At 64.3% G+C, this 18,758-nt stretch carries 13 protein-coding genes and 1 riboswitch; of the genes, 9 read left to right on the top strand and 4 right to left on the bottom strand.

The annotated features are described in order from the left end of the window. Positions 1 to 9 precede the first annotated feature (9 nt). The 3 genes from QYH69_RS22850 to QYH69_RS22840 all read left to right on the top strand — a co-directional run bounded on the left by QYH69_RS22850 (position 10) and on the right by QYH69_RS22840 (position 3,017). A complete protein-coding gene (locus QYH69_RS22850; protein ID WP_308834037.1) occupies positions 10 to 561 on the top strand; it encodes a shikimate kinase in 552 nt (183 codons plus the stop codon). Positions 562 to 581: 20 nt separating this feature from the next. Further along, positions 582 to 1,658 carry a 3-dehydroquinate synthase gene (gene aroB / locus QYH69_RS22845; RefSeq protein ID WP_308834066.1) on the top strand — a complete coding sequence of 359 codons (1,077 nt, stop codon included), beginning with the start codon at positions 582 to 584 and terminating at the stop codon, positions 1,656 to 1,658. 177 nt (positions 1,659 to 1,835) lie between these two features. Beyond that, positions 1,836 to 3,017: a deoxyguanosinetriphosphate triphosphohydrolase gene (locus tag QYH69_RS22840; RefSeq protein ID WP_308834065.1), complete on the top strand. Its 1,182-nt coding sequence runs from the start codon at positions 1,836 to 1,838 to the stop codon at positions 3,015 to 3,017. A 103-nt stretch (positions 3,018 to 3,120) separates the two neighbouring features. Here QYH69_RS22840 and QYH69_RS22835 read toward each other — a convergent pair whose 3' ends face one another. Together QYH69_RS22835 and QYH69_RS22830 are read right to left on the bottom strand one after the other, a co-directional pair. Next, positions 3,121 to 3,498 carry a DUF883 family protein gene (locus QYH69_RS22835; RefSeq protein ID WP_308834036.1) on the bottom strand — a complete coding sequence of 126 codons (378 nt, stop codon included), beginning with the start codon at positions 3,496 to 3,498 and terminating at the stop codon, positions 3,121 to 3,123. A 412-nt stretch (positions 3,499 to 3,910) separates the two neighbouring features. Further along, positions 3,911 to 4,645 (bottom strand): OmpW family outer membrane protein, encoded by a 735-nt coding sequence (locus tag QYH69_RS22830; protein ID WP_308834035.1) that lies wholly within the window; start codon positions 4,643 to 4,645, stop codon positions 3,911 to 3,913. A 185-nt stretch (positions 4,646 to 4,830) separates the two neighbouring features. Here QYH69_RS22830 and QYH69_RS22825 point away from each other — a divergent pair, with 185 nt between their 5' ends. The 4 genes from QYH69_RS22825 (at position 4,831) to thpR (ending at position 13,152) form a co-directional block, all read left to right on the top strand. Continuing rightward, positions 4,831 to 5,550 carry a transposase gene (locus QYH69_RS22825; protein WP_308834034.1) on the top strand — a complete coding sequence of 240 codons (720 nt, stop codon included), beginning with the start codon at positions 4,831 to 4,833 and terminating at the stop codon, positions 5,548 to 5,550. 387 nt (positions 5,551 to 5,937) lie between these two features. Then, entirely contained in the window at positions 5,938 to 10,656 is a 4,719-nt protein-coding gene (locus tag QYH69_RS22820) for a glutamate synthase-related protein (protein WP_308834033.1), read from the top strand. A gap of 126 nt (positions 10,657 to 10,782) precedes the next feature. Next, positions 10,783 to 12,249: a glutamate synthase subunit beta gene (locus QYH69_RS22815; protein ID WP_308834032.1), complete on the top strand. Its 1,467-nt coding sequence runs from the start codon at positions 10,783 to 10,785 to the stop codon at positions 12,247 to 12,249. A 285-nt stretch (positions 12,250 to 12,534) separates the two neighbouring features. Continuing rightward, the gene (gene thpR, locus QYH69_RS22810; protein ID WP_308834031.1) at positions 12,535 to 13,152 is read left to right on the top strand and encodes an RNA 2',3'-cyclic phosphodiesterase; all 618 of its coding nucleotides are present in this window, start codon (positions 12,535 to 12,537) and stop codon (positions 13,150 to 13,152) included. Between the two features lie 126 nt (positions 13,153 to 13,278). On the opposite strand, the gene QYH69_RS22805 is transcribed toward thpR, so the two are convergent. Together QYH69_RS22805 and QYH69_RS22800 are read right to left on the bottom strand one after the other, a co-directional pair. Continuing rightward, positions 13,279 to 14,550, bottom strand: a complete 1,272-nt coding sequence (locus tag QYH69_RS22805) for a D-amino acid dehydrogenase (RefSeq protein ID WP_308834030.1) — start codon at positions 14,548 to 14,550, stop codon at positions 13,279 to 13,281. An 81-nt stretch (positions 14,551 to 14,631) separates the two neighbouring features. Beyond that, on the bottom strand, positions 14,632 to 16,365 hold the full coding sequence (locus QYH69_RS22800) for an ABC transporter ATP-binding protein/permease (RefSeq protein ID WP_308834029.1): 1,734 nt from the start codon (positions 16,363 to 16,365) through the stop codon (positions 14,632 to 14,634). A 422-nt stretch (positions 16,366 to 16,787) separates the two neighbouring features. After that, positions 16,788 to 16,897, top strand: a riboswitch (TPP riboswitch). A 258-nt stretch (positions 16,898 to 17,155) separates the two neighbouring features. Here QYH69_RS22800 and QYH69_RS22790 point away from each other — a divergent pair. Both QYH69_RS22790 and thiS read left to right on the top strand, forming a co-directional pair. Continuing rightward, entirely contained in the window at positions 17,156 to 18,304 is a 1,149-nt protein-coding gene (locus QYH69_RS22790; RefSeq protein WP_374992473.1) for an FAD-dependent oxidoreductase, read from the top strand. Positions 18,305 to 18,351: 47 nt separating this feature from the next. Further along, on the top strand, positions 18,352 to 18,549 hold the full coding sequence (gene thiS / locus QYH69_RS22785) for a sulfur carrier protein ThiS (RefSeq protein ID WP_075158314.1): 198 nt from the start codon (positions 18,352 to 18,354) through the stop codon (positions 18,547 to 18,549). Positions 18,550 to 18,758 lie beyond the last annotated feature (209 nt).

Raw genomic sequence — 18,758 nt, 5'->3', positions numbered from 1 at the left:
AGGACACCGTTGCAAGAGCGGGACGCACACGCCAATGTATTCTTCGTCGGGCTCATGGGAGCGGGCAAGACGACCGTCGGCCGCGCCGTGGCGAGGCGGCTCGATCGTCCGTTCTTCGATTCCGACCACGAGATCGAGGAGCGCACAGGTGCCCGTATTCCGGTGATTTTCGAGCTCGAAGGCGAAGCCGGCTTTCGCGAACGCGAAGCGCAGGTGATCGAAGAGCTGACGGGCCGCGCGGGCATCGTGCTCGCGACCGGCGGCGGCGCGATCCTTCGGCCCGGGAATCGCGATGCGTTGCGCAATCGCGGGCTGGTCGTCTATTTGCGCGCGAATCCGCACGATTTGTGGCTGCGCACGCGGCGCGACAAGAATCGCCCGCTGCTGCAGACCGAAGACCCGAAAGCGAAGCTCGAAGCGCTCTTCGAGGTGCGCGACCCGCTTTACCGCGAATGTGCGCACTTCGTGATCGAGACCGGGCGGCCGTCGGTGAGCGGCCTCGTCAATATGGTGCTGATGCAGCTCGAGATGGCGGGCGTCGGCAAACCACCCGCAGCATAATTGTGACCATGAGCACTTCGATGATTACCGTCAATGTCGATCTGGGCGACCGCGCCTACCCGATTCATATCGGCGCCGATCTGATCGGCAAGACCGCGCTGTTTGCGCCACATATAGCGGGTACGTCGGTCACGATCGTCACCAACACGACTGTCGAGCCCTTGTATGGCGATGCGTTGCGTCGCGCGCTCGCGCCGCTCGGCAAGAACGTGTCGACGGTCGTGCTGCCCGATGGCGAAGCGCACAAGAACTGGGAAACGCTGAATCAGATCTTCGATGCGCTGCTCGGCGCGCGTGCCGATCGCAAAACCACGTTGATCGCGCTCGGCGGCGGCGTCATCGGCGATATGACCGGTTTTGCCGCCGCATGCTACATGCGCGGCGTGCCGTTTATTCAGGTGCCGACTACGTTGCTGTCGCAGGTCGATTCGTCGGTGGGCGGCAAGACCGGCATCAACCATCCGCTCGGCAAGAACATGATCGGCGCGTTCTACCAGCCGCAAGCGGTGATCGCCGATATCGGCGCGTTGCGCACGCTGCCGCCGCGCGAACTTGCCGCGGGCGTCGCCGAAGTGATCAAAACGGGCGCGATCGCGGATGCCGCGTTCTTCGACTGGATCGAAGCGAATGTCGACGCGCTGAATCGCTGCGATCCGCAGGCGCTGGCCGAAGCGGTCAAACGGTCGTGCGAGATCAAGGCATCGGTGGTCGCGGCCGACGAACGCGAAGGCGGTTTGCGTGCAATTCTGAATTTTGGCCATACGTTCGGCCATGCGATCGAAGCGGGCTTGGGCTACGGAGAATGGCTGCACGGAGAGGCGGTCGGTTGCGGCATGGTGATGGCGGCCGATCTGTCGGTAAGGCTCGGCCATCTCGACGATGCAGCGCGCGAACGCCTCGTTGCGCTCGTGAAGGCCGCACATTTGCCGACGCGCGCGCCGGCGCTTGGCGCCGCGCGCTATGTGGACCTGATGCGCGTCGACAAGAAAGCGGAAGCCGGCGAGATCAAGTTCATCCTGCTCAAGCGTTTCGGCGAGACGCTGATCACGCGCGCGCCCGACGATGCAGTGAACGCGACGCTCGCGGCGACCGTCTAAGCGCCGAACGCGCCGAACGCGCCGAACGCGCCGAACGCGCCGAACGCGCCGAACGCGCCGAACGCGCGAGCCCTTGTTCCGGAGAGGCAGGTGACCGAAAGACTCAGCGACAATCCGCTCGAAGCGTCCCAGGCGCCGCGCGCGACTGACGCGTCGAACGAGGCCAATGCCTCTGCCGTGCTCGACGCGCGAGGCACGCCGCCGCTCTCATCATCGCCGCCGTCAGTTGCCGCACTCGAGGCTCATCTCGCGCCGTACGCCGCGCATTCCGCACAGTCTCGCGGCCGTCGCCATCCGGAAGCAGCGCCGAGCGCCCGTACCGAGTTCCAGCGCGACCGCGACCGCATCGTGCACTCGACCGCATTCCGGCGTCTCGAATACAAAACGCAGGTGTTCGTCAATCACGAAGGCGACCTCTTTCGCACGCGGCTCACACACAGCCTTGAAGTCGCGCAGATCGCACGTTCGGTCGCGCGTAACCTGCGCGTGAACGAGGATCTCGTCGAAGCGATCTCGCTGGCGCACGACCTCGGTCATACGCCATTCGGCCATGCGGGACAGGATGCGTTGAACGGCTGCATGCGCGAACATGGCGGCTTCGAGCACAATCTGCAAAGCCTCGCAGTCGTCGACGAACTCGAAGAACACTACGGCGCGTTCAACGGGCTCAACCTGTGTTTCGAGACGCGCGAAGGCATTCTCAAGCACTGTTCGCGCGAAAACGCGCGCCGTCTGGGCGCGCTCGGCGAGCGTTTCCTGCAGGGACGCCAGCCGTCGATCGAAGCGCAGATCGCCAATCTCGCCGACGAAATCGCATACAACAACCACGACGTCGACGACGGCCTGCGCTCCGGCCTCATCACGATCGATCAGTTGGCCGAAGTCGAACTGTGGCGCACGCACTTCGATGCGGCGCGCCGCGACTTTCCGGAAATCGAAGGGCGCCGGCTCGTTCACGAGACGGTACGGCGCATTATCAATACGCTGATCGTCGACCTGATCGACACGACGATACGCAACCTGCACCGTTATGCGCCGCGATCGCTCGATGACGTGCGCGCGGCACCGCCGCTCGTTGCACACAGCGAAACGGTGTCCGCGCAAGCGACGGTGCTCAAGCGCTTCCTGTACAAGAATCTCTATCGCCACTATCGCGTGATGCGCATGGCGAACAAGGCGCGGCGCGTCGTCACCGGCCTTTTCGAAGCGTTCACTGACGACGCGCGGTTGCTGCCGCCGAACTACCAGTCAACGGATCCAGGCGCGCAGGCAAGGCTGATTGCGCATTACATCGCGGGCATGACCGACCGATACGCGCTGAAGGAGTATCGGCGGCTTTTCGTCGTCGACGACGACTGACGCAGGCGAACCCGCCTGAACGGACCCATCTCGAACGCTTCAGAACGAGCCCGCTGCCCGTCCTCCCGCTGCCTGTTCTTCGCCGCGCGTCCGCCGCAACAACCTAGCGTCCGCGCGACATCAAGGCGCCTGTCACAAGCGCAATCGCACCGACCATGGCGATCGTCCGCCACGGGTTTTCATGTACGTATTCGTCCGCGCCGTTGAATGCCACCTGAGCACGCTCGCGCATCACGCTGCGCGTGTCGTTCAGGCGCTCGCGCGCGTCGTCGAGACGCTTGCGCACCTGGCTGCGCAACGCGGCGGCGTCGGCATGCGTGCCGTCGCCGAGTGTGCCCTCGAGTTCCGAGATCAGCGTGCGCAGTTCGCTCGCAATGTCTTCCGCGGCGTGACGGCTGTGACGCGCAATCCGGCGCGCACGGCGCCCCGTCGTTGCCCAGGATTCGCCAATCGCATCTCGCGTATTCGGTAGTGCAGTCATGGTCGCTCCGTCGATGATGGTTTGATGAAAGTCCCCTCTGCCAGACCAGCAGAACGCCCGGAAAACGGCACCGCGAACGGGGCGTACCGGAAAAGCGTCGCACAACGCGCTGGTTCAGGCGGTAAAACCGTCAGGACGCAACTTCGATGCCTGGTCCGGAACTGACGGCGAGCGCGGCGCGGCGACGCACGCCGTGGCAGGGCGCGGTGGCGCAAACGCCCCGGAAACACCCGCCGTACGGTCCGTGCAGCAGAATTTTCAGCAGCGATGCCGCACAGCCGTCAAATTTACAACGCTTGCAGGAATGTCGTTACAAGCGTCTGACCGCGACGTGCGATTGCGTAAAAACGAAAGCGCCGCTACGTACCGCGCAACGGCGTTATCCAGGCGGGGAAAACTCGTCTAACCTAGGTTAAAACCGATAGCCGACGCTCACGAGCGTGACGATCGGGTTCAGTCGAATCTTGGTTTCCGACTGCACGTTGAGCGTACCGACCGGCGTTTGCGCGGCGGTGTTCAGCTTTGCCGTGGTGCTGATCGGCAGATACGAAATCGAGAAGCCCGCGAACCAGTGTTCGGTGAACGCGTATGTGAAGCCCGCATTAAACACAGGCACCCACGAACTATCCGTGGTCACCGTGGTCGGACCATGCAGTACACCCTGTTCGAATGCGCCGTTCGTGATTTTTTCGCCTGTGAACCAGACACGGCTTACACCGATACCGATATACGGACGAAACTTCGACTGGGGCGCAAGGAAGTAGTACTTGAGCAGCAGCGCAGGGCTCCACTGTTTCGCTTCACCGAGTTTGCCGAACTGTCCGAACCGTCCCGTGCCATCGATATCGAAGGTCGGTGGAACGCCGATGTCGAACTGGGTGGCGATATGGTCGGTGATGAAGTAGCCCGCAGTGAAGCCGACGGTATCGGCAGTGCTGATTTTGGCTCCCGTGTTCGGTATCGTGATGTTGACGGGTGTGCCCCCTACGTTTGTCTCCTTCAACGGATCACTACTGGACTGAGGCGCAAGATGGAACCAGCCTGTCGTGACGTAAAAGCTTCCGGCTGTTTGAGCGTGAGCTGTGGTCGCAAGGCACGCGAGTGCGCATGCTGCAGTGGCCCCCGAGATGGCCTGTTTTAGTTTCATATGTGCTCCTCCTGAAAGGCCCGCACATTATGAACACTACGTTTGAAACAAACCATACGCGCCGCCTAGAGCGTTCACTCTTGGCTGCGCACGGTTTCTGGCACAGGCCCGCCGCGCGGAACGCCGCGCCGGTGGCGCCTGTCGGACCTTCGGGTATGTACCAACGCGAATATGGATAATCCAGCATGGCACGGCTTGCACGTCTTTATGTTCCTGACCAGCCGCAACACGTGATCCTGCGCGGACTCGACCAGCAGCCCGCGTTTGTCGACGACCAGGACTACGAACTCTTTATCGATTGCCTGAGAGCGGCCTCACGCGATCATCACCTCGCGGTTCATGCGTACGCGCTGATGCCAGGCGCGGTGCAACTGCTCGTCACGCCCACCGACGAGTCGAGTCTGCCGAAAGCGATGCAGGCAGTCGGCCGGCGCTACGTCGCGCACTTCAACCGGCGTTACTCGCGGCGCGGCACGTTGTGGGAAGGTCGCTATCGCGCGACGGTGATCGAGGGCGAGCGCTACTTTCTGCTCGCGAGCCGCGTCGTCGAAATGTCGCCGGTGCGCACTCACCTCGTCGCCGCCGCCGAAGACTACCGCTGGTCGAGTTACCGCCATCACATCGGCCTCACGCTCGATAGCCTCATCACCGACCATCCGCTGTACTGGTCGCTCGGCAATACGCCGTTCGAACGGCAGCGCGCGTATCGCGAGCTGTGCGAGCAGCCGCTCGACGAACGCGAGGCGGGCCAGTTGCAGCAGGCGACGCTCAAAGGCTGGGTGCTCGGCAGCGATTCCTATCGCGAATGGGCGGCGCGTGCGGCCAACCGGCGAGTGTCGCCGTTGCCGCGCGGCCGGCCGCGCAAAGTCCGCGACGCCGCAGACCCGCCGGTGAAGTCGCAATAGCCGAACGCGCCAGGCGTTGGCAAGGCTGCAAAGGCCCAACGAAAAGGCATTCTTCATCAAGGGTTTGCAGCACAAACGGCATCTCCGTATGCCGTTTTCTTTTGCCCGGCATTGATATGGAACTATTAAAATGAACGAGCAATGCACCATTGTGATAATTGGGGTTCTATCATACGGTTTTGTTTGCTATTTCATTGATTTGTCGCGTATATTCCGAATTCCGGCGAGCCGGGGCGCAGCGCGTCCGAGGTTCCTATGGCGGCAGCGGCACTCCTCACCTGCGCTGCCGGCAACGCAACACGCGGCAGCGCAACGCAATACGCAGCAACAACACAAACGGCAACACACGATTTAACGGCCGCCCGGCCCCTACAGACGGTGTCCCCCATGAACGACGAACAGCAACCGATCAGCGCAGGCGCGCACGCCTCGGTTCCCGCGGCGCAAGGTCTGTACGACCCGAAAAACGAACACGACGCATGCGGCGTCGGTTTCGTCGCGCATATCAAGGGCAAGAAAAGCCACGAGATCATCGAGCAGGGCTTGAAGATTCTCGAGAATCTCGATCACCGGGGCGCGGTCGGCGCCGATCCGCTGATGGGCGACGGCGCGGGCATCCTGATCCAGATTCCGGACGGCTATTACCGCGAAGAGATGGCGAAGCAGGGCGTCACGCTGCCGCCTTCCGGCGAATACGGCGTCGGCATGATCTTCCTGCCGAAGGAACACGCGTCGCGTCTCGCCTGCGAGCAGGAGCTCGAGCGTACGGTGAAAGCCGAAGGCCAGGTCGTGCTCGGCTGGCGCGACGTGCCGGTCGACCACAACATGCCGATCTCGCCGACCGTGAAGGCGAGCGAGCCGCTGATCCGCCAGATCTTCATCGGTCGCGGCAAGGACATCATGGTGACCGACGCGCTCGAGCGGAAGCTATACGTGATCCGCAAGACCGCGAGCCACCGCATCCAGGCGCTGAAGCTCAAGCACGGCAAGGAATATTTCGTGCCGTCGATGTCGGCGCGCACGATCGTCTACAAGGGCTTGCTGCTCGCGGGCCAGGTCGGTGTTTATTATCGCGACCTGCAGGACGAGCGGGTCGTGTCGGCGCTTGCGCTCGTGCATCAGCGCTTCTCGACGAACACGTTCCCGGCATGGGAGCTTGCTCACCCGTACCGTCTCATCGCGCACAACGGCGAAATCAACACGGTGAAGGGCAACGTCAACTGGCTCAACGCGCGTACCGGCGCGATCGCGTCGCACGTGCTCGGCGACGACCTGCCGAAGCTGTGGCCGCTCATCTATCCGGGCCAGTCCGACACCGCGTCGTTCGATAACTGTCTCGAACTGCTGCTGATGGCCGGCTATCCGCTCGTCCACGCGATGATGATGATGATTCCGGAAGCGTGGGAACAGCACACGCTGATGGACGACAACCGCCGCGCGTTCTACGAATACCACGCCGCGATGATGGAGCCGTGGGACGGTCCCGCCGCGATCGCGTTCACCGACGGCCGCCAGATCGGCGCGACGCTCGACCGCAACGGTTTGCGTCCGGCGCGTTATCTCGTGACCGACGACGACCTCGTCATCATGGCGTCGGAAGCGGGCGTGCTGCCGATTCCCGAATCGAAGATCGTCAAGAAGTGGCGTCTGCAGCCGGGCAAGATGTTCCTGATCGACATGGAACACGGCCGCATCATCGACGACAAGGAACTGAAGGACAACCTCGCGAACGCGAAGCCTTACAAGAGCTGGATCGACGCCGTGCGCATCAAGCTCGACGAGATCGAAGCAAAGGCCGAGGACGTCGTCACGGAGCGCCGTGAGGCGGCGGCGCTGCTCGACCGCCAGCAGGCGTTCGGCTATACGCAGGAAGACCTCAAGTTCCTGATGGCGCCGATGGCGCAAGCGGGCGAGGAAGCGGTCGGCTCGATGGGCAACGACTCGCCGCTCGCCGTGATGTCGAACAAGAACAAAACGCTGTACCACTACTTCAAGCAGCTGTTCGCGCAGGTGACGAACCCGCCGATCGACCCGATCCGCGAAAACATGGTGATGTCGCTCGTGTCGTTCGTCGGCCCGAAGCCGAACCTGCTCGACACCAACAACATCAACCCGCCGATGCGTCTCGAAGTGTCGCAGCCGGTGCTCGACTTCAAGGACATCGCGAAGATCCGCGCGATCGATCAGTACACGGGCGGCAAATTCAGCTCGTACGAACTGAACATCTGCTATCCGGTCGCATGGGGCAAGGAAGGCATCGAAGCGCGCCTCGCGTCGCTGTGCGCGGAAGCGGCCGATGCCGTGAAGTCCGGCTACAACATGCTGATCGTGTCGGACCGCAAGACCGACCGCGACAACGTCGCGATTCCGGCGCTGCTCGCCACGTCGGCGATTCACACGCACCTCGTCACGCAAGGTCTGCGCACGAGCACGGGTCTCGTCGTCGAAACGGGCTCCGCGCGTGAAACGCACCACTTCGCGCTGCTCGCCGGTTACGGTGCCGAAGCCGTGCATCCGTACCTCGCGATGGAAACGCTCGCGCAGCTCGCGGCCGGCCTGAAGGGCGACCTGTCGGCGGAAAAGGCGATCTACAACTTCACGAAAGCAGTCGGCAAGGGCCTGCAGAAGGTCATGTCGAAGATGGGCATTTCGACGTACATGTCGTACACGGGCGCGCAGATTTTCGAAGCGGTCGGCCTCGCCGAAGACCTCGTGCTCAAGTACTTCAAGGGCACGTCGTCGAAGGTCGGCGGCATCGGTCTCTTCGAAGTGGCGGAAGAGGCGATTCGTCTGCATCGCGAAGCGTTCGGCGACAACCCCGTGCTCGCGACGATGCTCGACGCCGGCGGCGAATACGCGTACCGCGTGCGCGGCGAAGAGCACATGTGGACGCCCGACGCGATCGCGAAGTTGCAGCACTCCGCGCGCAGCAACTCGTACCAGACGTACAAGGAATACGCACATCTGATCAACGACCAGACGAAGCGCCACATGACGTTCCGCGGCCTCTTCGAGTTCAAGGTCGACCCGATGCGCGCGATTCCGCTCGACGAAGTCGAACCGGCGAAGGAGATCGTCAAGCGTTTTGCAACCGGCGCGATGTCGCTCGGCTCGATCTCCACCGAAGCGCACGCGACCCTCGCGGTCGCGATGAACCGCATCGGCGGCAAGTCGAACACGGGCGAAGGCGGCGAGGACGAAAAGCGCTATCGCAACGAACTGCGCGGCATCCCGATCAAGAACGGCGACACGATGAAATCGGTGATCGGCGACGAAGTGATCGTCGACATTGCGCTGAAGGACGGCGATTCGCTGCGCTCGAAGATCAAGCAGGTCGCATCGGGCCGCTTCGGCGTGACGGCCGAGTATCTCGCGTCGGCCGACCAGATCCAGATCAAGATGGCGCAGGGCGCGAAGCCGGGCGAAGGCGGTCAGTTGCCGGGTCACAAGGTGTCCGAGTACATCGGCAAACTGCGCTATTCGGTGCCGGGCGTCGGCCTTATTTCGCCGCCGCCGCACCACGACATCTATTCGATCGAAGACCTCGCACAGCTGATTCACGATCTGAAGAACGTGAATCCGTCGTCGAGCGTGTCGGTGAAGCTCGTGTCGGAAAGCGGCGTCGGCACCGTTGCGGCGGGCGTGGCGAAGGCGAAGGCCGATCACGTCGTGATCGCGGGCCATGACGGCGGCACCGGCGCATCGCCGCTGTCGTCGATCAAGCACGCGGGCACGCCGTGGGAACTCGGTCTTGCCGAAACCCAGCAAACACTCGTGCTGAACCGTCTGCGCGGCCGGATCCGCGTGCAGGCCGACGGCCAGATGAAGACAGGCCGCGACGTCGTGATCGGCGCGCTGCTCGGCGCGGACGAATTCGGCTTCGCGACGGCGCCGCTCGTCGTCGAAGGCTGCATCATGATGCGCAAGTGTCATCTGAACACGTGCCCGGTCGGCGTTGCGACGCAGGATCCGGTGCTGCGTGCGAAGTTCAAGGGCCAGCCCGAGCACGTCGTGAACTTCTTCTTCTTCGTCGCCGAAGAAGTGCGCGAAATCATGGCGCAACTGGGCTTGCGCAGGTTCGACGACCTGATCGGCCGCGCGGATCTGCTCGACATGAAAAAGGGCATCGAGCACTGGAAGGCGAGGGGCCTCGATTTTTCGCGCGTGTTCTATCAACCGGAAGTGCCGGCCGATGTCGCGCGTCTGCATGTCGAATCGCAGGACCACGGCCTCGAGCGCGCGCTCGATCACACGTTGATCGAAAAGGCCAAGGCCGCGATCGAGAAGGGCGAGCACGTGTCGTTCATCCAGCCGGTGCGCAACGTGAACCGTACGGTCGGCGCGATGCTGTCCGGCACGATCGCGAAGAAGTACGGCCACGACGGTCTGCCCGACGACACGGTGCACATACAGTTGAAGGGCACGGCGGGCCAGAGCTTCGGCGCGTTCCTTGCCAAGGGCGTGACGCTCGATCTCGTCGGCGACGGCAACGACTACGTCGGCAAGGGCCTGTCGGGCGGCCGCATCATCATCCGTCCGACCAACGACTTCCGCGGCAAGTCCGAGGAAAACATCATCTGCGGCAACACGGTGATGTACGGCGCGATCGAAGGCGAAGCGTTCTTCCGCGGCGTTGCGGGCGAGCGCTTCTGCGTGCGTAACTCGGGCGCGACGGCGGTCGTCGAAGGCACGGGCGACCACGGCTGCGAGTACATGACGGGCGGCACGGTCGTCGTGCTCGGCGAGACGGGCCGCAATTTCGCGGCCGGCATGTCGGGCGGCCTCGCGTATGTGTACGACCCCGACGGCACGTTCGCGGGCAAGTGCAACCGCTCGATGGTCGCGCTCGATCCGGTGCTGCAGCAGGTCGAGCAGGAGCGCACGGTCGACAAGGCGCTGTGGCACGCGGGCCAGACCGACGAAGCGCTGCTGAAGGGTCTCGTCGAGCGTCACTTCCAGTTCACCGGCTCGCCGCGTGCGAAAGCGCTGCTCGAGAACTGGGACGCGGCGCGCCGCCAGTTCGTGAAGGTCTTCCCGACCGAGTACAAGCGTGCGCTTGGCGAACTGGGCGCGAAGAAGGCCAGCAAGGAAGTGCTCGCAGCCTGATTCGACGCGACGCCGTAGGGCACGAGGCCTGTAGCAAAACAAACCAGACGCGCACCCGCCGCTCGCATCGTTTGAATGCGACGGCGGGTGCCGATCCCCACCGAATTGGATAGACAAGAGAACCACATGGGCAAGGCAACCGGTTTTCTCGAGTTCGAACGCCGCCACGAGGCGTACGAAGCTCCGCTCACGCGTGTGAAGCACTACAAGGAATTCGTCGCGGCACTGACCGACGAAGACGCAAAGATTCAAGGCGCGCGCTGCATGGACTGCGGTATTCCGTTCTGCAACAACGGCTGCCCGGTCAACAACATCATTCCGGATTTCAACGATCTGGTGTTCCGCCAGGACTGGAAGAACGCGATCGAAGTGCTGCACTCGACGAACAACTTCCCCGAGTTCACGGGCCGCATCTGCCCGGCGCCGTGCGAAGCGGCCTGCACGCTCGGCATCAACGACGACCCGGTCGGCATCAAGTCGATCGAGCACGCGATTATCGACAAGGCGTGGGCCGAGGGCTGGGTCGCGCCGCAGCCGCCGAAACACAAGACCGGCAAGAAAGTCGCGGTGATCGGCTCGGGCCCGGCGGGCCTCGCGGTTGCGCAACAGCTCGCGCGTGCGGGTCACGATGTGACGGTGTTCGAAAAGAACGATCGCATCGGCGGCCTGCTGCGCTACGGCATTCCCGACTTCAAGCTCGAGAAATGGCTCATCGATCGCCGCATGCGTCAGATGGAAGCGGAAGGCGTGACGTTCCGCGCGAATGTGTTCGTCGGCAAGGACGCGCTGCCCGCGCACATCGGCAATACCGCGAAGGAAACGGTGACGCCCGACGAACTGAAGGATCAGTTCGACGCAGTCGTGATCGCGGGCGGTTCGGAAACGCCGCGCGATCTGCCGGTGCCGGGGCGCGAGCTCGCCGGCATTCACTACGCGATGGAGTTTTTGCCGCAGCAGAACAAGGTCAACGCGGGCGATAAGGTCGCGGACCAGATTCTCGCGAAGGGCAAGCACGTCGTCGTGATCGGCGGCGGCGATACGGGCTCGGACTGCGTCGGCACGTCGAACCGACATGGCGCGAAGGACGTCGCGCAGTTCGAACTGTTGCCGCAGCCGCCCGAAGAAGAGAACAAGCCGCTCGTGTGGCCGTACTGGCCGGTCAAGCTGCGCACGTCGTCGTCGCACGAGGAAGGCTGCGAGCGCGATTGGGCGGTCGCGACGAAGCGCTTCGAAGGCAAGAACGGCAAGGTCGAGAAGCTGATTGCGGCGCGCGTCGAGTGGAAGGACGGCAAGATGCAGGAAGTGCCGGGCTCCGAATTCGAAATGAAGGCCGACCTCGTGCTGCTCGCGATGGGCTTCACGCAGCCGGTCTCGCCGGTGCTCGAAGCGTTCGGCGTCGACAAGGATGCGCGCGGCAACGTGCGTGCATCGACCGAAGGCGACAAAGCGTATTACACGTCGGTCGACAAGGTGTTTACGGCTGGCGATATGCGCCGCGGGCAGTCGCTCGTCGTGTGGGCGATTCGCGAAGGGCGGCAGTGCGCGCGTTCGGTCGACGCGTATCTGATGGGAAGTTCGGAGTTGCCGCGCTAACTGCGCGAGACAGCTGAACGTCTTCGTGGGCCGGCGCCGATTCGACGTGACGAAGCCTCGGCTACGATGCAGCGAATTTGCAGGAAGAGGTGGAGACGACAAGTGCGGGACAGGGCCATGACTCGAAGGCCATGAGACCTTCGAACCACGCTCCGGAGGCCGGGCGTCCGCAAGGGCGACCCGGCTTTCTTTTGGGGCGCGCGCAGTTGCCGGTTGTCCGATTTGTTCCGCCCTGGCCATAATGCGACGATGACTTCGCCGCGCCGCACGCGCAGAGCCCAAGCGATGCATCGACACAATCGATCGACCGGGAACGGCAGCGACGCCGCGCCGGAAAACCCGGCCGGCGACGCCGGGCGAAACGCGACGCAAGGCTGGCAGCGCTGCTTCATCGCGCTCGAACCCGACGCCGCCACGCGCGATGCGCTCGCCGCAGTGCCGATTGCGGCAGCCGCGCGTCGCGTGCCATACGATCAGTTGCATCTGACCGTCACGTTTATCGGCGCTCTGACGCACGAACTCGGCGCCGCGCTCATCGACGCTCTCGCGCCGCAGACCATTCCACTGAGGCCCACGCCTGTCAAGCGCATCGAGCACTGGCCGCGCGCGTCGCATCCGCGGCTCACGGTGGCGATGCTCGCGATGTCCGACGAATTCGTCGCGCTCGACTGGCGCATCCGTACCTTGATGATCGATCTCGGCCTGCCGGTCGACGCGCGCGCTTTCCGGCCGCATGTGACGCTCGGACGCTTCCGTCGCGATGCGCCGGCCGCGGGCCACGCGCCCGAGCTAAAAGACGATCTGCTCGCGCGTTTCGAATCGTTGACCCTTTATTCGAGCACGCTGGCGCGCACCGGCGCGCGTTATCGCGCGCTGGCAAGCGTGCCGGTGATCGACGCGTAGATGCGCGCGACGCACGGATGCATAGGACGCTCAGGACGCTCAGGACGCTCAGGACGCTCAGGACGCTCAGGACGCTCAGGACGCACGGGAGACCCCATGCGACGCCCGTCGACGGCCGGCCGTGCTTCACCCGCGATGACGATATCGCGCGATCGTCAGTCCCTCGAGATCGATCTCCGGCTGCTTCTGCGCTACCAGATCCGCCACGACGCGCGCCGAGCCGAGCGACATCGCCCAGCCCGTCGACCCATGCCCGATGTTGAGCCACAGACGATCGATGCCCGAGGCGCCCAGCAGCGGCGCGCCATCGGGCGTCATCGGCCGGCGCCCGACCCAGAACTGCGCGGACGACGGCACGCTTGCATGAGGAAACCAGTCGTCGAGCACTTTCATCAGCGTGCGCAGCGACTGTTCGCGCAGCGTCGCCTGCCGGTCGCCGAGCTCCGCGGTGCCGGCGATACGCAGATTGGGTCCGAGCCGCGTGATCGCGGTTTTCAGCGCTTCATCCATCAGCGCCGCGCGTGGCGCTTTCTGGTCGTCGATGATCTGCAGCGTCGCCGAATAGCCTTTGACCGGATAAAGCGGCGCCGGTACGCCAAGCGGCTCGAGCAGCGCGGCGCTGTCGACGCCGGCCGCGACGACCACCGCGTTTGCGGCAAGCGTCTCGCTGCCGTGCGCGCTCTCGATATGCACGCCGCGCACCGCGCCGCCTCGCGCGTCGAGTGCGGCCGCGCGCGTATCGAAACGGAAGCGCACGCCTTGGCGCTCGCAAATCGCGCGCAATTCACGTGTGAAGATGGCGCAGTCGCCGGCTTCGTCGTCGGGCAGGTAAAGGCCCGCGTGCGGCGGCTTGCGTGCCCAGCGCAACCCCGGCTCGACAGACGCGCATTGCGCGCCGCTCAGTTCGCGATACGCGACGCCTGAGTCGCGCAGCATCGCCAGCGCGGGCTGCGCGAGTTCGAGGTCGTAGCCGCTGCGAAACAGTTGCAGATAGCCGTGGCTACGCCGGTATTCAAACGGATGCGCAGCGCGAAATTCATGCAGACATGCGCGGCTGTAGTACGCGATGCGCTGCATCCGCTGTTTGTTCGCACGGAATCGTTCGAGCTGGCATTCGCGCAGCCACCGGCCGATCCACCGCCATTGCGCGGGGTCGAACGTCGGGCGGAAGACGAACGGCGACGCGCGGTTGAACAGATGCCTGAGGATTTTCGCCGGCATGCCGGGCGCGGCCCATGGCGTCACGTAGCCGGGCGCGATCACGCCCGCATTGCCGAAACTCGTCTCGAGCGCAACGTCGGTTTCGCGTTCGACGACAGTCACATCGCAGCCGCGCTCGCGCAGATAAAAAGCTGTGGCGACGCCGATCACGCCGGCGCCGAGAACGATCGTCTTCATGCACGCGAAAGTACCATCAGACGGCCGGAGCCGCTTGCGCGAGCGGCCTCGCTTTGAACGCTAACGCGACGTGCGCTTTGGCTACGCGGCCTCGCGCTCGACCGCGCGCTCGACATAGAGCGTCTGGTCGTGGAATGCCTCGAGCGTCTTGCGATGCGCGACGCTGACGATCGCCGCATCGGCAAGCCGTTCGGTCAGCGCCGTATAGATCGCGGCTTCGTTGTCAGGGTCGAGCGCGCTCGTCGCTTCGTCGAGGAACAGGAAGTCGGGCTTTTGCAGCAGCGCGCGCGCTGCGGCGACGCGCTGCTGTTCGCCCGGCGACAGCGTGCGTTCCCAGTGCGCGGACTCGGCCAGACGCGTCGCGAGATCGGGTAGCCGGCACACGGTCAGCACGTCGCGGCACGCTTCGTCGGTGAACGCGTCGTCGAGCGACGGGTAGCAGAGCGCGCCCTTTAACGTACCGATCGGCAGATAGCTGCGCTGCGGAATGAACAGCAGCTTCGCGCCGGCTGGCGCTTCGATCGTGCCTTCGCCGAACGGCCACAAGCCCGCGAGCGCACGCAGCAGCGTGCTCTTGCCCGCGCCTGACGGACCGCGCACGAGCCAGCGCGATTTCGGCGCGATCCTGAACGAGCCGATCGACGCGATCGGTTGCCCGTCCGGACGTTTGAGCACGAGCTCCTTCACGTCGAGCACCTGCGTGTCGGTCAGATGCGTATTGATGCCGCCGTGCGCCGTGCCGCCGACCACCGATTCATGCAGATGCTGGTCTTTCATCACGCGATGGAATTCCCGCAGACGGTTGACGGTAGCGCGCCACTCGGCGAGCGAATCGTAATTGTTGATGAACCACGAGAACGAATCGCTGACCGTGCCGAATGCGCTCGTCAATTGCTGATAAACGCCAAGCGTGATGCTCTTCGAAAAATACTTGGGCGCGGCCGCGATGTACGGGAACACGATCGCAAGCTGCGAATAGCTGATCACGACGATATTGAAGCGCCGCGTGAAACGCATGACGAGCCGCCAGTTATCGCGGATATGGCCGAACACCCCTTGCAGCGATTTCTCTTCGGCCGGCTCGCCCTTGTACAGCGCGATCTGGTCGGCGTTCTCGCGAATCCGGATCAGCGCGAAACGGAAGTCTGCTTCGACACGCTGCTGCTGATAGTTGATCGACACGAGCGGGTGGTTGACCTTGTGCGTGATCCACGAACCGATCGCCGCGTAGATCATCGCGACCCACACCATGTAACCGGGAATCGAGATCTCGGTGCCGAACACGTGGAACGCAAGCGCGCCCGACAGGTTCCACAGGATGACGATGAACGAGAACAGCGTGACCGTGGTCGAGAGCAGCCCGAGGGACAGGTTCAGTGTCGTGCTCGCGAGGCCTTGCAGGTCCGCCGAAACCCGCTGGTCGGGGTTGTCCGCGAGACGGTCGCGTTCGATGCGGTAGTAGGCGTCGTCGCCGAGCCATTCGTTCAGATACTTCGTGGTGAGCCATTGCCGCCAGCGGAATTCGAGCATCTGGCGAAAGTACGTGCGATAGGAACCGAGCAGAATCAGCGCGAGCGCGATGACCGTGAACTGCAGCAGCGAATGCTTGAAAACCGGGTAGTTGTATTGCTGGATTGCATCGAAAAAGATGCCTTGCCAGCGGTTGAACCAGACGTTGGCGGCCACCATCGTCATATTCATCGCGATGACGAGCACGAGCAGGCCCCATGCGCGCCATCGGTCCTCGGACACCCAGTAGGGCTTGATGAGACCCCACGCGGTGATGTCCGCGGAGCTGTTCGGGTTTTCGGCCATATCTGTCCTTTGAAGCGCTGTCTTTGAAGCGGCGTCGGGTAGAAGCAAGTCGTCGCGATGCGCAGGGGCAGCACGACGGGCGTAGAGCGACGCGTTCGCCGGTCGTTCATCGACGCGCGATTGTCGCGGCCACGGCTTAACCGGAGCTTAATCGCGTGCCCGATGCCGTGCATCGGCGATCCGACGCGGCTGTGGCCCGGACGGTTCCGGCCCGGGCGCCGCTCTCCATACCGACTGCGTGTCGCGCATTATGTCAGAGGCGCCAGGACGGCTCATATCGAATTCGCCAGGCCGCGTACAGTCTCGTACGTCCCCCGCGCATCGTCCCGCGTACGGTCTCCGTGCGGCGGCGCATGGGTGTCGCATACACGGGCTCGTCATCCCGCGGGTTTTCGCGACGAGCCTTTTATGGTCTAATGACCTCGACGAAACAGGGGTGCTTTGGCGCGGACACACGTCGCGGCGAGGCTGAGAGAGACCCTTCGCACCCGATCCGGGTAATACCGGCGCGGGAAGTTTCGAAGTCTTTCGTTTCCTGCCGCGCGGCCTTTCATCTGGAAGGCGGTTGCCGGCGGGTTCTCCTGCCTCTGCATCCGCAGCCGCCTCCGCGTGTTTCGTCCTTGGGTACGTGCGTTTCGTTGCCGTACGGAAAGGATCCGATGACCGCTCAATCTTCAGTTCTTTGTTTGTTCTGCACGCATGGCGCTCGACGCGGCACGCACGGTATTGCTGCGCTGCGCAAGGAGCAGTCGGCATGACGGCGCGCGAGACCCCCGCTTCGCAGGCCGGCGTGCGGCGTGGCGCCGTGCCCGATTTCGCCGTGATCGGCGGCGGCTTGTGCGGACGGCTCGTCGCGTGGCGGCTGGCCGGCGCGGGCCGCCGCGTCGCGCTGTATGAGCGCGGCGACGCGGCTGGCACGCAGTCGGCGGCGTGGGTCGCGGCCGCGATGCTTGCTCCGCTCGCCGAGGCGGCCAGCGCGGAGTTGCTGATCACGCGGCTCGGTGCCGCGTCGCTCGAGGCCTGGCCGCGCATCGTCGCCGAATTGCCGGAGCCGGTGTTCTTCCAGCGCAACGGCACGCTCGTCGTCTGGCATCACGGCGACCGCAGCGAGGCGCCGCTGTTCGAGCGGCGGCTGCGCGCGAATGCACCGGCCGAACTGCTCGAGGGCGGTTTGCTCGCGTTGTCCGGCGCGCAGATCAACGCGGCCGAGCCGGCGCTCGCAGGCCGCTTCACGCAAGGCTGGCTGCTGCCGCACGAAGGGCAGCTCGACAACCGGCAGGTGCTTGCCGCGCTCGCTGCAGGGCTCGCGGCGCGCGGCGTCGAGACGCATTGGAACACGGCGGTCGACGACCGCGAGTTGCCCGCCGCGCGCATCACGATCGATTGCCGCGGCCTCGGCGCGAAACCGGTGTTGCCGACGCTGCGCGGCATCCGCGGCGAAGTCGCGCGCGTGCACGCGCCGGGCATCGGACTTGCGCGCCCGGTACGGCTGCTGCATCCGCGTTACCCGCTGTATATCGCGCCGAAGCAGAACGACTTGTACGTGATCGGCGCGACTGAAGTGGAAGGCGAAGACATGTCGCCGGTCAGCGTGCGTTCGGCGCTCGAATTGTTGAGCGCCGCGTTTTCCGTGCATCCGGGCTTCGGCGAAGCGCGCATTCTGGAGTTGAACTCGCAGTGCCGGCCGACTTTGCCGGATCATCGCCCGGCCATCGTCTGGGACGGTGGGCAGACGTTGCGCGTGAACGGCCTGTACCGGCACGGTTACATGATCGCGCCGGAAGTGGCGAACGAAGCGGTGCGTGCCGCGCTCGCGCTTGCCGACGGCGCCTTCGCCGACATCGATGGATTCGCCGGCTGGCGCCGGCAGTCGCGCTGGAACGAGCTGTTCCACGTCGATCGTCCGACGCTGCGCGATGCGGCGCGCGAGTCTGCGTGAGCACGTTCGAGAGACGCGCGCCTCGACAAACATTGAGACACACGATTATGGACATTCAAATCAACCAGAAGCCGCTGTCGTTGCCGGAAGGCGCGACGGTTGCCGATGCGCTTGCCGCGTTTGGCGCGCAGCCGCCATTCGCGGTCGCCTTGAACGGCGATTTCGTTGCGCGCAAGCAGCATGCGGCGCGTGCACTGCACAGCGGCGACCGGCTCGACGTCGTGCATCCGGTGGCAGGCGGCTGAGTTTTGCCGCTGCAGCCGCCGCAGCGACGAGGGCAGCCGCGCATCCGCCGCATCGCGCGCGACATGCTTCACAGGCGTTGCAGGCACGACAGATCGCAAGCAACACACGAGATACAGGGCAACGACCCAAGGCAACGACCCAAGGCAACGACCCAAGGCAACGACCCAAGGCAACGACCCAAGGCAACGACCCAAGGCAACCAGGCAAC

The organism is Paraburkholderia sp. SARCC-3016 (assembly GCF_031119615.1).
GTDB lineage: Bacteria > Pseudomonadota > Gammaproteobacteria > Burkholderiales > Burkholderiaceae > Paraburkholderia.
Note: the sequence above shows the minus strand (reverse complement) of the source record. Positions and strands in the feature narration are given on the sequence as shown.

Coding starts and splice junctions, on each gene's coding strand:
- QYH69_RS22830 (WP_308834035.1), bottom strand. CDS start 4,645: ATGAAACTAAAACAGGCCATCTCGGGGGCCACTGCAGCATGCGCACTC.
- QYH69_RS22815 (WP_308834032.1), top strand. CDS start 10,783: ATGGGCAAGGCAACCGGTTTTCTCGAGTTCGAACGCCGCCACGAGGCG.
- thiS (WP_075158314.1), top strand. CDS start 18,352: ATGGACATTCAAATCAACCAGAAGCCGCTGTCGTTGCCGGAAGGCGCG.
- thpR (WP_308834031.1), top strand. CDS start 12,535: ATGCATCGACACAATCGATCGACCGGGAACGGCAGCGACGCCGCGCCG.
- QYH69_RS22835 (WP_308834036.1), bottom strand. CDS start 3,498: ATGACTGCACTACCGAATACGCGAGATGCGATTGGCGAATCCTGGGCA.
- QYH69_RS22800 (WP_308834029.1), bottom strand. CDS start 16,365: ATGGCCGAAAACCCGAACAGCTCCGCGGACATCACCGCGTGGGGTCTC.
- QYH69_RS22805 (WP_308834030.1), bottom strand. CDS start 14,550: ATGAAGACGATCGTTCTCGGCGCCGGCGTGATCGGCGTCGCCACAGCT.
- aroB (WP_308834066.1), top strand. CDS start 582: ATGATTACCGTCAATGTCGATCTGGGCGACCGCGCCTACCCGATTCAT.
- QYH69_RS22825 (WP_308834034.1), top strand. CDS start 4,831: ATGGCACGGCTTGCACGTCTTTATGTTCCTGACCAGCCGCAACACGTG.
- QYH69_RS22820 (WP_308834033.1), top strand. CDS start 5,938: ATGAACGACGAACAGCAACCGATCAGCGCAGGCGCGCACGCCTCGGTT.